General features: G+C 40.8%; 10 protein-coding genes and 1 tRNA gene. 1 reads left to right on the forward strand and 10 read right to left on the reverse strand.

The genetic code is table 11. The annotated features are described in order from the left end of the window. Positions 1-2 precede the first annotated feature (2 nt). Genes ACFPIK_RS13275 through ACFPIK_RS13315 form a run of 9 tightly spaced genes read right to left on the reverse strand, consistent with a single transcriptional unit; the run spans position 3 to position 12,322 of the window. The gene (locus ACFPIK_RS13275; RefSeq protein ID WP_377916055.1) at positions 3-1,079 is read right to left on the reverse strand and encodes a COX15/CtaA family protein; all 1,077 of its coding nucleotides are present in this window, start codon (positions 1,077-1,079) and stop codon (positions 3-5) included. Continuing rightward, positions 1,063-2,949, reverse strand: a complete 1,887-nt coding sequence (locus tag ACFPIK_RS13280; protein WP_377916057.1) for a cytochrome c oxidase subunit I — start codon at positions 2,947-2,949, stop codon at positions 1,063-1,065. Before ACFPIK_RS13280 ends, ACFPIK_RS13275 begins: the two co-directional genes overlap by 17 nt. An 11-nt stretch (positions 2,950-2,960) precedes the next feature. Continuing rightward, on the reverse strand, positions 2,961-3,995 hold the full coding sequence (locus ACFPIK_RS13285; RefSeq protein ID WP_377916059.1) for a cytochrome c oxidase subunit II: 1,035 nt from the start codon (positions 3,993-3,995) through the stop codon (positions 2,961-2,963). Between the two features lie 24 nt (positions 3,996-4,019). Next, positions 4,020-5,315: a quinol:cytochrome C oxidoreductase gene (locus ACFPIK_RS13290; protein WP_377916061.1), complete on the reverse strand. Its 1,296-nt coding sequence runs from the start codon at positions 5,313-5,315 to the stop codon at positions 4,020-4,022. A gap of 2 nt (positions 5,316-5,317) precedes the next feature. Next, the gene (locus ACFPIK_RS13295) at positions 5,318-6,010 is read right to left on the reverse strand and encodes a c-type cytochrome (RefSeq protein ID WP_377916063.1); all 693 of its coding nucleotides are present in this window, start codon (positions 6,008-6,010) and stop codon (positions 5,318-5,320) included. Between the two features lie 13 nt (positions 6,011-6,023). After that, positions 6,024-6,554, reverse strand: a complete 531-nt coding sequence (locus tag ACFPIK_RS13300) for a DUF3341 domain-containing protein (protein ID WP_377916065.1) — start codon at positions 6,552-6,554, stop codon at positions 6,024-6,026. A 2-nt stretch (positions 6,555-6,556) separates the two neighbouring features. Then, positions 6,557-7,921 (reverse strand): NrfD/PsrC family molybdoenzyme membrane anchor subunit, encoded by a 1,365-nt coding sequence (gene nrfD / locus ACFPIK_RS13305; protein ID WP_377916067.1) that lies wholly within the window; start codon positions 7,919-7,921, stop codon positions 6,557-6,559. Between the two features lie 17 nt (positions 7,922-7,938). Continuing rightward, positions 7,939-11,019 (reverse strand): TAT-variant-translocated molybdopterin oxidoreductase, encoded by a 3,081-nt coding sequence (locus tag ACFPIK_RS13310; RefSeq protein WP_377916069.1) that lies wholly within the window; start codon positions 11,017-11,019, stop codon positions 7,939-7,941. Between the two features lie 37 nt (positions 11,020-11,056). After that, positions 11,057-12,322: a c-type cytochrome gene (locus ACFPIK_RS13315; protein WP_377916071.1), complete on the reverse strand. Its 1,266-nt coding sequence runs from the start codon at positions 12,320-12,322 to the stop codon at positions 11,057-11,059. Positions 12,323-12,685: 363 nt separating this feature from the next. On the opposite strand from ACFPIK_RS13315, the gene ACFPIK_RS13320 reads away from it, so the two are divergent. Beyond that, positions 12,686-12,759, forward strand: a tRNA-Cys gene (locus ACFPIK_RS13320). Positions 12,760-12,913: 154 nt separating this feature from the next. Here ACFPIK_RS13320 and rpsA read toward each other — a convergent pair. Continuing rightward, positions 12,914-14,683 (reverse strand): 30S ribosomal protein S1, encoded by a 1,770-nt coding sequence (rpsA, locus tag ACFPIK_RS13325; protein WP_377916073.1) that lies wholly within the window; start codon positions 14,681-14,683, stop codon positions 12,914-12,916. Between the last annotated feature and the right edge of the window lie 250 nt (positions 14,684-14,933).

Below are 14,933 nucleotides of genomic sequence, written 5' to 3' on the forward strand. Positions count from 1 at the left end.
TTTCAAATGATAGTTAACTTAACTTGGTTGAGATTTTTTAATCTAAGAAGCAGTACTAATTGTATTCCAAGTATCGTGGAACCAAGTACCAAATGAACCGGCTGAAGGAAAGCAGGAATTCCAAAATAGGCCATTGCAATTCCAGAAGCAATTTCAGCCATCAACACAGTCAATAATAGAATACTCCATTGGTTTATTGAAGAATTTCTATTGGTGAATTTAAACGCCCAGAAGAAGTACAACACGTGTATCACAAGAAGTACTAATGAAAAGGAACGATGAATTATAAAGTTGATACCAGCTCTCTGTACCCATTCCTCTCTTAATAGGCCTCCTAATTCGGTAGAAATGAGATCAATTTGCTCTCTAACTTGCGTACCCAGAACGATTTGTACCACCATCAAAAACATCCCTATCAGCAAAACAACTTTGACTTTGGAGGGAATACTTTCAGGGTGATAGTTGGATTTCAAAAGATTAGAAGCTCTGTGATTCACATAAATCAGCAAAGAAACTAAAGCTAATGCGAGCAGCATATGAATTGTGATCATCCACGGTAGCAAGTTTGTAGAAACTACAATGGACCCAATCCAACCTGTGAATAACACAAGAACAAGTGCTATAAATGAATTAAGGGGGATCCATTTATCTACAAATCTCAAATTCCAAGATTTCCACAAAGTGGAAAGAATAAGGAGACCAATTACAACACCTATTAACCTGTTGATGTATTCAATCCAAGTTTTAGTAGGATTAAACTCTTCCTTTACCAGAATAGATTTATCTTCAGCTATTTGCTTGGCTGTTTCTTTAAATCCCAACTTTTCAATTGTTGCTACAAACCTTTGGTTTTTAGCGAGCCTCTTTTGGAGATAAATTTCTTGATAATTTTTTGGGAGTTGATTCACACTTGTCGGTGGAACCACACTCCCAAAACATTTAGGCCAATCAGGGCAGCCCATTCCTGAGCCTGTACTCCTGACTATCCCACCTACTAGTATTAAGAAATAGACAGCTATCACCGTAATCAGGGAAATACGGCGAAAGCTGTCTATAGATTTTTTAGTGCTTAGACTCATTTGCTACCAGAACATCAGCCTCATCCTTAATAATCTCTAGCTCAAGCTTTACCAATTCCTGTTCATGAGGAAGATTGGACTCTGGGGTCTGAGAAAGTGGGACAGTTTGAGGAATGAAATCTTCAGCAGCACCTGGTTTGGAATAATCATAAGGCCAACGATAAACGGTTGGAATTTCTCCAGGCCAGTTACCGTGACCAGGCTCAAGAGGAGTGGTCCACTCCAGCGTAGTTGATCTCCAAGGGTTTTGTGTAGCTTTTCTTCCTCTATACATGCTGTAGAAGAAGTTGAACAAGAAGATAAACTGAGCAGCAAAGGTGATAATAGCTGCAGCCGAAACAAACATGTTCAAGTCTGTGTACATGTTGGAAAACTCAAAGTTTGTCCATGAATAATATCTTCTTGGGAAACCTGCGATACCAATGTAGTGCATAGGGAAGAATACCATGTATACCCCCACAAATGTTAACCAGAAGTGTACATAGCCCAATCTTGCATCCAGCATTCTTCCAAACATCTTAGGGAACCAATGATAAACACCAGCCATAAGTCCAAAGAAAGAGGCTGATCCCATTACTAGGTGGAAGTGAGCTACTACAAAGTAGGTATCGTGCAATTGAATGTCAATTGCAGAGTTACCCAAAAATATACCTGTCAAACCACCTGAAATGAAGAAGGAAACCAGACCAATTGAGAACAACATTGCAGGAGTAAAGATCAAGTTACCTCTCCAAAGCGTAGTAAGATAGTTGAACACTTTTACTGCAGAAGGTACTGCAATAATCAAGGTTAGGAACATGAAGATTGATCCAAGGAATGGATTCATCCCTGACACAAACATGTGGTGTGCCCATACAATGAATGAAAGAATGGTGATTCCTAACATCGAAATAATCATAGCCTTATATCCAAAGATCGGCTTACGAGAATTAGTGGCAATAACTTCTGAAGTTATACCAAGCGCCGGAAGCAATACGATGTATACTTCAGGGTGACCTAGGAACCAGAATAAGTGCTGATATAGAACTGGACTTCCGCCTGTATTCGGCAGTGCCTCTCCAGCTACATAGATATCAGACAAATAGAACGATGTACCAAAGCTTCTGTCAAAAACTAGCAATAGCGCTGCTGCGAACAAAACTGGAAAAGATAATAAACCAATTACAGCGGTCAAAAAGAAAGCCCAAATTGTCAAAGGCAATCTAGAGAATGACATCCCTTTTGTTCTGAGGTTAATTACAGTGGTAATGTAATTGATACCCCCTAACAAAGAAGACGCAATAAAGAATGTCATTGATATCAACCAGAGCGTCATACCCAGACCAGAACCAGGGATAGCTTGCTCAAGCGCAGAAAGAGGAGGATATACAACCCAACCACCACCTGCAGGTCCAGTTTTGATAAACAAGGAAATAAACATGATAACCCCCGATACAAAGAAAAACCAGTATGAAAGCATGTTCATAAATCCTGAAGCCATGTCTCTAGCTCCGATTTGAAGTGGAATCAAGAAATTGGAGAAGGTACCTGAAAGGCCTGCTGTCAAAACAAAGAACACCATGATGGTACCATGCATGGTAACCAATGCAAGGTAAAACGTTGGATCGAGTTTACCAGTCTCATCAATCCACCCCCCTAAAAGAGGTCTAAGGAACTCCAAATTCATATCTGGAAAACCAAGCTGGAGTCTGAATAGGATGGAAAGAAAACCTCCGATAATCGCCCAGAAAATACCGGTAACCAAAAATTGCTTACCGATCATTTTATGGTCAGTACTGAAAATGTACTTCGTTATAAAATTATCATGATGCTCATGATCATGGTGATCGTGAACTGCGGTGTCATGATGTGCAACTGACGCTGTAGCCATAACTTATAATTTTATTTATTGTCGCTTATTTGAATTTCTGCAAGTTCTTTTACGACAGAGTTTAAACCTTCTGCTAATAAAGGATTTTGCTGAATAAAAGATTTCTGTTCCGCCAACCACTTTTGATAGGCCTCAGGCTCTACCACTTCAATCACTTTCTTCATAGAGAAGTGCCCACGCCCACAGATCTCTGTACAAGCGATTTCATATTCAAATTCAGGATCATTAAGCTCAGCTCTCATTTCCTCTGTAGTCTTGGTAGGAACAAACCAAAAACGAGTAGGCATCCCTGGTACTGCATCCATTTTCAATCTCATATGAGGAGCAAACACTGAATGCAGAACATCACGTGCTCTAATTTTGAAAAGAACTGGTTCGCCTTTAGGAATTACAACCTTGGGAGAAGGAAAATCATCTAAAGCATTTTTATCTGTAAAATCTACACCATGAGAATTTGATGCAGTGATCAATCTATAATCATAATCTCCTAACACATTGTCTTTACCAGGATATCTGACTTCCCACGCGAATTGATAACCCATAATTTCAACCACATGTGCCTTTTCAGGAGCAGGAGCTGTGATATCAGACCAAGCCATCCAACCCGAAATAACCAAGCCAGCCAGAACAACACCCGGAACAGCAGTCCAGATAATTTCAAGCTTATTGTTATCAGGATAGAAAGTAGCCTTTCGGTCTTCTTTATACTGGTATTTGTATGGGAAAATAAACAGCAGAACATGCGTAATCAAAAAGACAACACCTGTAACCGCCATAGTAATCCAGAACAATTGATCTGTAATAACTCCATGCTCTGAAGCAACTGGCAATTGATAATTATCGAATTCCTTGATGGAATACCAAAACATCAAAATACCTGATCCCAACAGGAAGACTACAAACAGAATAGCATTAACCTTATTGCTACCTGTAGCGATTTTCTTGTCTGAACCTTTAACAACCGATACCAAGGTCTGAATTCTGTAGACCATCCAAATGATGGAAAACAACAGAAGAACCCCTACTCCAATCAGAAATCCGTACATATCTTAGTTTTTTCGGATAATTAATTAAATGTGATGATTATAGCTTTCTTCAAGCATTGGGTGATTTTTAGCAATCAAGTTTTTCTTAGCCAGACCTCCTAACACCACCAACGCCACCGCTGAACCGTAAACAAGGAACATACCCACTTCCATTAAACCAATTCCACCATTATGTCCAAGAGTACCAGGCTGAACCATCAAGAAGAAATCTATCCAGTGCCCCACCAAAAGAATGGAACATACAAGTTTAAGGAAAACACCATGCCTTTTGGCATCTCTAGTCATAAGAACTAGGAAAGGAAGGAAGAAGTTTAGACCGAGATTAACAAAAAGGAAAGGACTGTAAACATCACTGGTTAATCTTTCTACGAAATACACAGTCTCCTCAGGAATGTTTGCATAATAGATAAGCAGAAATTGAGAAAACCATAGGTAAGTCCAGAAAATTGAAAAACCAAATACAAACTTTCCTAGATCGTGCACATGGTTCTCATTAACCATTTCCAAATATCCTTTACCTCTTAAGAAAAGAACAAGTAGAGTAATTGCAGAAAGGCCAGAAACAAACCAAGAGGCAAATACATACCAGCCAAACAGCGTAGAGAACCAGTGAGTATCGATTGACATAACCCAATCCCAAGCTGAAATAGAAGATGATACAGCAAAGAAAACCAAGAAATATGCAGACCAACTTCTCATTTTAAACCAATGAGACGTACCACCTAGCTGGTCTTCCTGATCAGAAATCTTTTTAAAGTTATTAAAGAAAAAGACCCAGAATAGGAAGAAGATCACCATTCTACCGACATAAAACACCGGGAAGGTCCCCTTCTCCATTGGCCAGTAGAAGAATGCTCCCTTACCATCTATGATTTTATCATACTGAGGATCATTTTTATCAAAAAGATAAGAATGAGTCCAGTGAAATAAATCATGATTAGCAACAAAGAAAGTCACGATCATTAGGACACCGGCAATTGGAAGCCAGTTTCCGAATGAAAGCATCACTCTTAAAATCGGAGCAGACCAACCTGCCTGGGCTGCAAATTGAATCGCAAAAAAGAAGACACCAACTATTGCAATGCCCGTAAAGAAGACGTTGTTAATCCAAAGATTCGCGTATAGCCTTTCATACCAGTGAAATGCATGACCACCTGCTTCACCCGCTTCTTCATGATGTCCTCCAGTCATGGCTAGGACAATACCTATTCCCAATAAAATCGCACCAATGACTAAAACAGTCATGATCGATTTCTTAATAGACGCAGAAAAATCAAATTTCTGGTCTAAGTTATAATGATGTTCGCCGTGATGAGCCATGATTAATTAGCTGGGGTTACTTGTGCTACCGCGGTAGAATCCATGACTGCAGCAGAATCTGCAGCAACTGACTGACCTTGGATAACTTGTTTAACATAGTGAACAATTTTCCATCTGCTTTCAGCAGGAATCTGAGAACCATGAGCACCCATTCTTCCTTTACCTTTCGTGATCACATGGAAAATATGGCCTTCAGGAAGATTCACATAGGCACCACCTTTTAAGTTGGCAACACCACCGATTACTTCACCTGCTTTTCCGTCACCTTCTCCACCTTTGCCGTGGCAAGCATTACAATATTGTAAATACAGTTTCTCTCCATCTTTCAAAACAGCTTCTGAAGAGACAACCGGATTCTTGATTAATGCTGCTTGATCAAGTTCAAACTGCTTTAGGCGGTGAGGCAAATATCCCTGCTTATTTCTAGGAACAGTGTTTTCAACAGGCTCTCTCATATTCATTCCATTAGGATTATGAATATTTGAATTAAAGAATTCACCTTTTCCATCTTCTCTGTTGGAAAGCCATGAGCCTTGAGCTTCATCTTTAATTTGAGTCAACGGTTCATAAGCTACAGAGTGATACATCTGAGGAGCATACTCAAGCCCCGGATTGTCTCCACTAGCCTTGCATCCAGCCAAAAAGGAAACAGCCAGAGCAGAACCTGCGAATAGTAATGCGTTAGCAATTTTCATATATCCGGTTTATCTATTCAAAACTTTTATTATTCACTTCTGTAGCACCTGAAGACTTTAAAATCTCTTTGATTTTATCAACTTCAATAGCACTGTTGTTGGCAATATCAATTGCCACCACATGCTTGTCATCCGTAATTCTTAAATCAAAAATCCTAGGCTGAGCCCATGGTTTAAGATTAGAGCTCACCATAAATACTCCTACCATTCCAAATGCAGCCAGGAGTACTGTCATTTCAAATGAAACTGGGATAAAGTCAGGGAAAGCAGCGTAATCCTTACCACCAATAATCATTGGCCAATCAAATTTCATCATGTAAAACTGCATGGTCAAAGCCAAACTAGTACCCAACATTCCGAAAAGAAATGCAGCTATTGGAAGTTTGCTTCTTTTATATCCAAGTACATGTTCCAATCCATGAACCGGATAAGGAGAATATACTTCGTGAATTTTCACTCCGCTTCCTCTTACTTTTTCGACTGCATGGAGCAATACGTCTTCATCGTCGTACACTCCCAAAATAAAATGAGTATCTCTTTCCATGATTACTTATGTGCTTTATCAGATGAAGACTTCAATACAGATTTAACTTCAGCCATGTTGATTACTGGGAAGAACTTCGCAAAAAGGAAGAACAGGGTAAAGAACAGACCAAAAGTGAATAAATAGACTCCCACATCTGCCCATGTTGGATAGAACATTGCCCAAGATGATGGAAGGAAATCTCTGTGAAGTGAGGTTACAATAATTACAAATCGCTCAAACCACATCCCAATATTTACTACAAGAGAAAGTAAGAATGTAGCCACAATGGATGTTCTGATTTTCTTAAACCAGAAAAGTTGAGGAGAAATCACATTACAAGTCATCATTGACCAATAAGCCCACCAGTAAGGTCCAGTTGCTCTGTTGATAAATGCGTACTGTTCAGCTTCTACACCAGAATACCAAGCAATAAAAAACTCAGTGATGTAAGCAATACCTACAATCGACCCTGTGATGATGATAACTATATTCATCAATTCAATGTGTCCCATTGTGATATAGTCTTCAAGCTTGAATACTTTTCTGGTGATAATCATCAAGGTCAATACCATTGCGAAACCAGAGAAGATCGCACCTGCAACGAAATAAGGAGGGAAAATGGTTGTATGCCAGCCAGGGATAACGGAGGTTGCAAAGTCAAAAGATACAATCGTGTGAACTGAAAGTACCAGTGGAGTTGCAAGACCTGCAAGAATTAGAGAAACAGATTCGTATCTCATCCAAGTTTTTGCAGCACCATCCCAACCAAAGGAAAGAGCACCGTAAATAGTCTTTCTCAAACCTGTAGCGCGGTCTCTAATCGTCGCAAAATCCGGAATCAAACCGATGTACCAGAATACAAGGGATACGGAGAAATAGGTAGAGATTGCAAATACGTCCCAAAGTAGCGGGGAATTGAAGTTAACCCAAAGCGAACCAAATGTATTCGGTAATGGAAGGGCCCAATAAGCACCCAGCCAAGGACGTCCCATGTGTATTACCGGGAACATTGCCGCACAAATAACTGCAAAGATGGTCATCGCTTCAGCAGCACGGTTAATGGATGTTCTCCATTTCTGTCTGAAAAGCAACAAAACTGCGGAAATAAGGGTGCCGGCGTGACCAATACCTACCCACCAAACGAAGTTGGTAATGTCCCAAGCCCAACCGATGGTCTTGTTTAGACCCCACATACCAATACCTTCCCAAAGGGTGGCTAGTAGGGCAATTGATCCTAGAGCCAATACACCGGCGGCAGTTAAGAAAGCTAGAAACCAAAGTTTGGTTGGCTTTCCTTCTACCTGACGAGCCACATCGTATGTCACGTCATGGTAGGTTTTACCTCCGGTAACTAACGGCTGGCGTACGGATGAAGTAACCTGCATAGTTTTATATATTATGATTACGCTTCGTTTTTCTCTTTATTTCTGATCTTGGTAAAATACCAAACGTTTGGACTAACGTTGATCTCCTCCAATACGTGATATGCTCTATCTTCCCCAACTTCTTTGATCGCAGAATCTGTTTCTTCGATTTTCAAAAGCTTGGAAACTTTGCTATTTGGATCGTTCATATCTCCAAATACCAATGCATCAGTAGGACAAGCAACAGCACAAGCCACGTTTACCTCACCATCTTCCAACTTGCGCTTTTCACGCTTAGCCGTCAATTTACCAGCTTGGATACGCTGCACGCACATAGAGCATTTCTCCATTACACCACGTACACGAACTGTCACATCTGGGTTCAATACCATTTTACCCAAATCGTCATTTTGAGCAATGTTTACACCAGCGAAATCTTTGTTGTCGTGGTATTTGAACCAGTTGAATCGGCGTACTTTATACGGACAGTTGTTAGCACAATATCTAGTACCAATACATCTGTTGTAGGTCATTTGATTTAGACCCTCTGATGAGTGAGTTGTTGCAGCAACAGGACATACCGTCTCACAAGGTGCATTGTTACACTGCTGGCACATCATAGGTTGGAAAGTAACTTCCGGATTTTCAGAAGCAACTTCCAATCCGCTCAAGTCATCAGCCGCTGCGTCAGAAGAATAGTATCGATCAATTCTGATCCATGCCATTTCTCTTCTGTTCAACACTTCCTGCTTTCCTACTACAGCGACGTTGTTTTCAACTTGACAGGCAACAGTACAAGCACCACAACCAATACATGAGTTCATGTCGATCGCAAGCCCCCAGTGATGTTGGCTGTACTTATGTCCACTCCAAAGAGAGATCTTAGATGGTTTCACAAATTCACCATCCTTATAAATTTCAGGCTTATAGCGACCTGCAGAAGCATCCGCTTTGTATTCTGCAAGGGTTGCCTCTTGGATCACGTTTTCACGTGCCATGAAGGTCTGGTGAGTTTGAGTACGGGCAATTTTGTAGGAATCAGCTGTAACAGCTACCTCTACTCCTGCGGTGATATCAAAATTCACAAAGCCTTTGGAAGCATCTAAAAGATCGTAAGCATTTACACCTACTCCATCCGCAACCCGACCGGCTTTGGTTCTACCATAACCCAATGCAAGACCAAAAGTACCATAAGCTTGGCCTGGCTGAACCAAAATTGGAACAATTAAACTCTTACCGTTAACGGAAATTTGAGCTTTCTTCGTATTCTCCTCAATCATGGTTACCCCGTTTTCGGAAGCCCATTTTTGAGAAACTGTCAAGTAATTATCCCAAGTCGCTTTGGTAATTGGATCAGGCATTTCCTGAAGCCATGGATTATTCGCAAACGTTCCGTTACCGATACCCACCTTCGAATAGATCACTAATTCTGCCCCAGCATTATCTGCTTTATATGATTTTGCCACTTCGACTGCAGCTGCAGCAGCATCTCCAATAGGAGCTAACGCAACAGGAGTAGATTCTGTAGCTACTACACCATTAAACAAAGTTCGATCCCAAAACTCTTGGAAAGAAACGCCATTACCTAGGGTTGGATAAAGAGTCGCATTCCAATTCGCTTGAAGATAATCGTAATAGTTTGAGGTAGATCCAGCCCAAGTCAGGAAAGAGTCTTGAGCCTGGCGTGTGTCGAACAAAGGAGAAATAGTAGGCTGGGCCAAAGAATAATGTCCAAGCTTAGGCTGATAGTCATTCCAAGACTCTAGGAAATGATGATCAGGAGCAACCACCTGAACCAATGATGAAGTCTCATCCAAGGTTCCGTTGGTAGCAATACTTAGCTTAGCTTTCGAAATTCCTTCAGCAATTTCAGCACCTCTTGCATGATCATAAACTGGGTTACAGTTGTAGAAAATAACAGTACCTACCTGGCCGCCTTTTAATTCACCAATGAATTGATTCATTCGGGCATCGTTTCCTTTTCTGAAGTAAACTGGAGTAGAAAAATCTACGGTAGCACCGTTATTTCCAAGAAGTTCATTAATGGCATTCACTATTACCTGAATGTTTGGATCATTAGACCCTGATACTACAAGGGAAGCTCCTTTAGCGGCCAATAGATCATTAGCGGCCTTATCTAGGTTAGCAATTTCAACCTTAGGTGCAGAAACTACTGGTGCACCTATTTTAGATGCGATAGCATTATAAAGAGCAAGTACAGCCAAACCTGACTGAGAAGCTTTAATTGGAGTTCTGTAATCTGCGTTAGCACCAGTTAGAGAAAGGTTTGATTCAAACTGATAATGACGGGACATATCAGCTTTTTCTTTGCTGATTTTTCTTGTCTTTGCATAAGCAGAAGCAAATTCAATCGGAGAAATCCAAGTCCCCAAGAAGTCTGCTCCAAATGAAACAATCGTCTTCGCTTTATCGAAATGGTAAGAAGGAATGACAGCTTGACCATAGAAAGTTTCTGCTGCCTTTGCTATTCCGTAATTGGAAATCGGATCATACATGATCACTTCAGCACCACCGAAAGCTGCTCCAAATTCTTGGATAGCTTTTTCGGTTGAAGGAGACAAAATGGTGTTTGCAACAATCTTCACAGAACCTGAAGAGGCAAGTTTGGACTGCACTTGCTCATCAACTGATTTCCAATCAGACTTAGCTCCTGCGACCATTGGACCTGTTAATCTCTGCTTATCATAAAGCGAAAGAACTGAAGCCTCTACTATAGCATTTACTTTTCCTTTATTAATTGGAGAAAGCTCATTTCCATCAATTTTAATTGGGCGGCCTTCTCTTGTTTTTACCACTACTGCAGCATAGTCACCGCCTGAGGCAAAAGTCGAAGCATAATAATTAGGTATTGATGGGTTAACATCCACAGGCTTGTTCACATAAGGAATTGCCTTTCTAACAGGAGCCTCACAAGCAGCAAGAGAAGCAGCAGCTAAGCTGAAACCCATTACTTTTAGAAAGTCCCTTCTTGAAGCACTGCCCTCTTCTGAAAGATTCGTAGGAAGCTCTGGAAACTCCCTGTCGGCATGCTTTACAAACTCTGGATCGTTGCTGAGTTGCTCAAGCCCTTTCCAGTAGGTTTTTTTATTTTCCTTCATTTTATTTCTAGGAATGAATTAGCAAAAGGATAAGGAATTAATAATGGCATTTAGCACACTCCAAGCCACCGATGTCTTTCACTTTCAAAGCATCTTTAGAGGTAGAGTGGAGTTGAACCAACTTGTCATAATAAGCATTGCCTTCAGTGGCAATTTCAGTCTGTCTGTGGCAATCAATACACCAGCCCATAGTCAATGAACTATGCTGACCAACTACTTCCATTTCTTGGATTGGACCGTGGCAAGTCTGGCATTCGATACCGCCCACTGCTACGTGCTGCGCATGGTTAAAGTAAGCCAGGTCAGGCAAGTTGTGAACTCTCACCCATTCAATTGGCTGATTGCTTTCTACTGCATTGTAAATTTTTTGAATTTCTGGAGAAACCCCTTCCTTGCCTCCCACATTCTGGATATGAGTGTGACAGTTCATACAAATATTAGCTGAAGGAATGTTGGCTGACTTCCCGATCTCAACTCCTGTGTGGCAATACTGACAAGCTATTTCATATTGACCCGCATGTAGGGCATGGGAAAATGCAATTGGCTGGGCTGGCGCATAACCCTGTTGCACACCTACTGAATATAAGCCATCAATCGCTGTTTTTGCAACCAAAGCAATTACCAATGCGGTTACGACGATGATAAATGCATCACTTTTAAAAACCTTGGTGATGTCGGTTTTTTGGGAAACAAACTCCTTGTCTTCCTCAGATAGATCCTGTTTGTTGATGTATTTGGTCAGGACAGAAATAATCAATCCTAACACAATCAAAATCAAAAGTAGAACGACAACCAATACCCCGATGATTACCGTCAGATATTCAGTTGGAATACCACCCGCGGCGGACGCGCCAGCAGCAGCATCACCTCCGGCAGCGGTTGTTGCAGCTGCTGGATCGGCTTTATCTCCGTACTCAATGTAGGCCAATAAGTTATCCAGATCGCCATCCGCCAAAAATTCATGAGAAGGCATCACTGTGTTATTGTATTCTTTGTAAAGAGCTGCAGCATAAGAATCACCTGAAGCAATTACCGCTTGAGAGTTTTTGATAAAACTCTTAGCCCAAGCAATAGACTGCCTGTCGGAAATACCTCTCAACGCAGGACCCACACTTTTCTGGTCAAGCTTATGGCATTGTTTACAGTTTGCATTGAAGACAGTTTTACCTGCCGCAATTGCTTCGTCACTGCTTGCCACAGCTGGATCGACAGCATACGCCGAAACTCCGATCAGCATGAAAAACAGCACTGCCAGTGTCTGGAAATTCATTCGAATCCCTACTAACGAGCGTTTGGATAACATATTTTAGCTAATTAAATAGTTTATACGGTTCTCATTAACCCCTGCAAAGGTACTATTGGAGGTCAATTTTTCAAACATGAATTCCAAAGAGTCAAAAACAGTGCATTCCCCTTAAAAATTGGCCTATTTTGCTGATTTACAAGCCATTGATAAATAGAATTGAGAGGGTATTTTATTTGGAATAATTATAAATAGTGAAAATTTTCTACTTGATTTCTAGAGTCCTCATTTTCAGTAATACAACTCCAAAAAGTATCTTAAATCCATTCTATTAAGTTTTTTTCTAGACTTTGGCCAGCTAAAAACGAAATCAATTTATTTGCTCAAGTAAAGATAATAACTACATTTGCACTCCGATAAAATGGTCGCGTGGCCGAGTGGCTAGGCAGAGGTCTGCAAAACCTTGTACAGCGGTTCGAATCCGCTCGCGACCTCCACAAAAAGCATCCGAAAAACCGGATGCTTTTTTCTTTTTACTGAGCCTTTACACTAATCGGAAAATAATAAGCAAAAAAAAACGCCGACTATTAGCCGGCGTTTTCTATTTATTTTAGAATTAAGTCTTGATTCTATTTTCTTGAATCTAAAGTCTTATTTCTTTCCTTCCATCTTTTCTTTAAGCTCTGCTAGAGCATCGATGTCTCCGAATGTTGACTTTTCAGCTTGAGCAGGCATTTCCACTGCATCTTCTTTTTTCTTTCCTGCTACAGCTGCTTTTTTCGCTGCTTTAGCTTCTTCTTTAAAAGTTGCCGTGTGAGAGAGTACGATTCTCTTGTCATCTTTAGAGAACTCAGTCACTTTAAAGTCCAAAGATTCACCTACTTCTACTTGAGTACCGTCTTCTTTTTCAAGGTTTTTAACTGTTGCAAAACCTTCTAGTCCATAAGGAAGCTCAAGTACCGCACCTTTGTCATTTTTAGAGTTGACAGTACACTTGTGAACAGAGCCTACAGGGAATACAGTCTCGAACGTATCCCATGGATTCTCTTCCAATTGCTTATGACCCAACGCTAGTCTTCTGTTTTCTACATCAAGTTCAAGAACAGCTACATTAAGCTCATCTCCTACTTTTACGAATTCAGAAGGATGCTTGATTTTCTTAGTCCAAGAAAGATCAGATACGTGAACCAAACCGTCGATACCTTCTTCCAATTCCAGGAAGAGACCAAAGTTGGTCAGGTTTCTTACCACTCCTTTGTGCTTAGAACCTACAGCATACTTGGTAGACATGTCGCCTTTTGTCCAAGGATCTTCTGTAAGCTGCTTGATGCCCAAAGACATTTTTCTATCATCCTTATCCAACGTCAATACTACTGCTTCGATTTCGTCTCCTACTTTCACGAAGTCAGCCGGATTTCTCAAGTGCTGAGACCAGCTCATTTCAGAAACGTGGATCAATCCTTCTACACCTGGAGCCAGTTCCAAGAATGCACCGTAGTCTGCTACGTTTACAATCTTACCTTGTACTCTAGATCCAACCTCCAGGCTAGCAGCCAATGAATCCCAAGGATGAGAAGTCAACTGCTTCATGCCCAATGAAATTCTTCTCTTATCATCATCAAAGTCAAGAACCACAACTTGAACTTTCTGATCAAGCTGCAATAGTTCTTCTGGATGATTGATACGACCCCAAGAGATGTCTGTGATGTGAAGTAGACCATCTACACCACCCAAATCGATGAATACACCGAAGTTGGTCATGTTCTTGATCACACCTTCCAATACCTGGCCTTTCTCTAGGTTGTTGAGGATTTCTGCCTTTTGTTTTTCGAGGTCTTTTTCGATCAGGACCTTGTGAGAAACTACTACGTTATCGTTAGTGTGGTTGATTTTCACCACTTTCACTTCCATCTTCTTACCTACATAGATGTCAAAATCTCTGATAGGTTTTACATCGATTTGTGAGCCTGGCAAGAAGGCTTCTACCCCGTAGATATCTACGATCAAGCCACCTTTGGTTCTTCTCTTTACAAGACCTTCGATCACGCTGTCGTTTTCCAACGCGCTCTCGATGTCCTGCCAAGCACGAACGATTTTTGCTTTCTTACGGGAAAGGATCAACTGACCCAAGGCATTTTCCTGCTCCTCGATGAAAACCTCAACTTCGTCACCAGGCTTAATTCCGGCAACGTCACGAAATTCAGAAAGAGGTACAAGACCGTCAGACTTAAATCCGATGTTGATGATTACATCCTTGTCGTTTACTCCTACTACTACACCTTTGATCACTTCTTTTTCAGTGATCTCATTTAGCGTACCGGCATACATCGCTTCCATCTGAGCTCTTTGCTCTTTGGAGTAGCCATCACCGAAACCCTTGGTGCTGAAATTGTCCCAATTAAATTCTTTTGAACTAGACATAAATAAAACTGACTCTGAAAACCAACAAACCTAGAGTCATGAGTCTGCTGTTTTTTTGGTTAGAAATCAGCGCTTTGCAATCACAAAACACCCCGCTCACCCGAACGGACTGCAAAGGTATTGATTTTCTTCAATTTGGATAAAGTGAAAAGAAAAAAACCTACAGTAAAACAGGAGATGATTTATCCTGATTTATTTTGTGGAGTATGCTCGAAAACTTTGCTAAAAAGAAAAGGCCCCGAATCGCTTC

The sequence above is a fragment of the Algoriphagus aquatilis genome, assembly GCF_042657405.1.
GTDB classification, from domain to species: Bacteria; Bacteroidota; Bacteroidia; order Cytophagales; family Cyclobacteriaceae; genus Algoriphagus; species Algoriphagus aquatilis.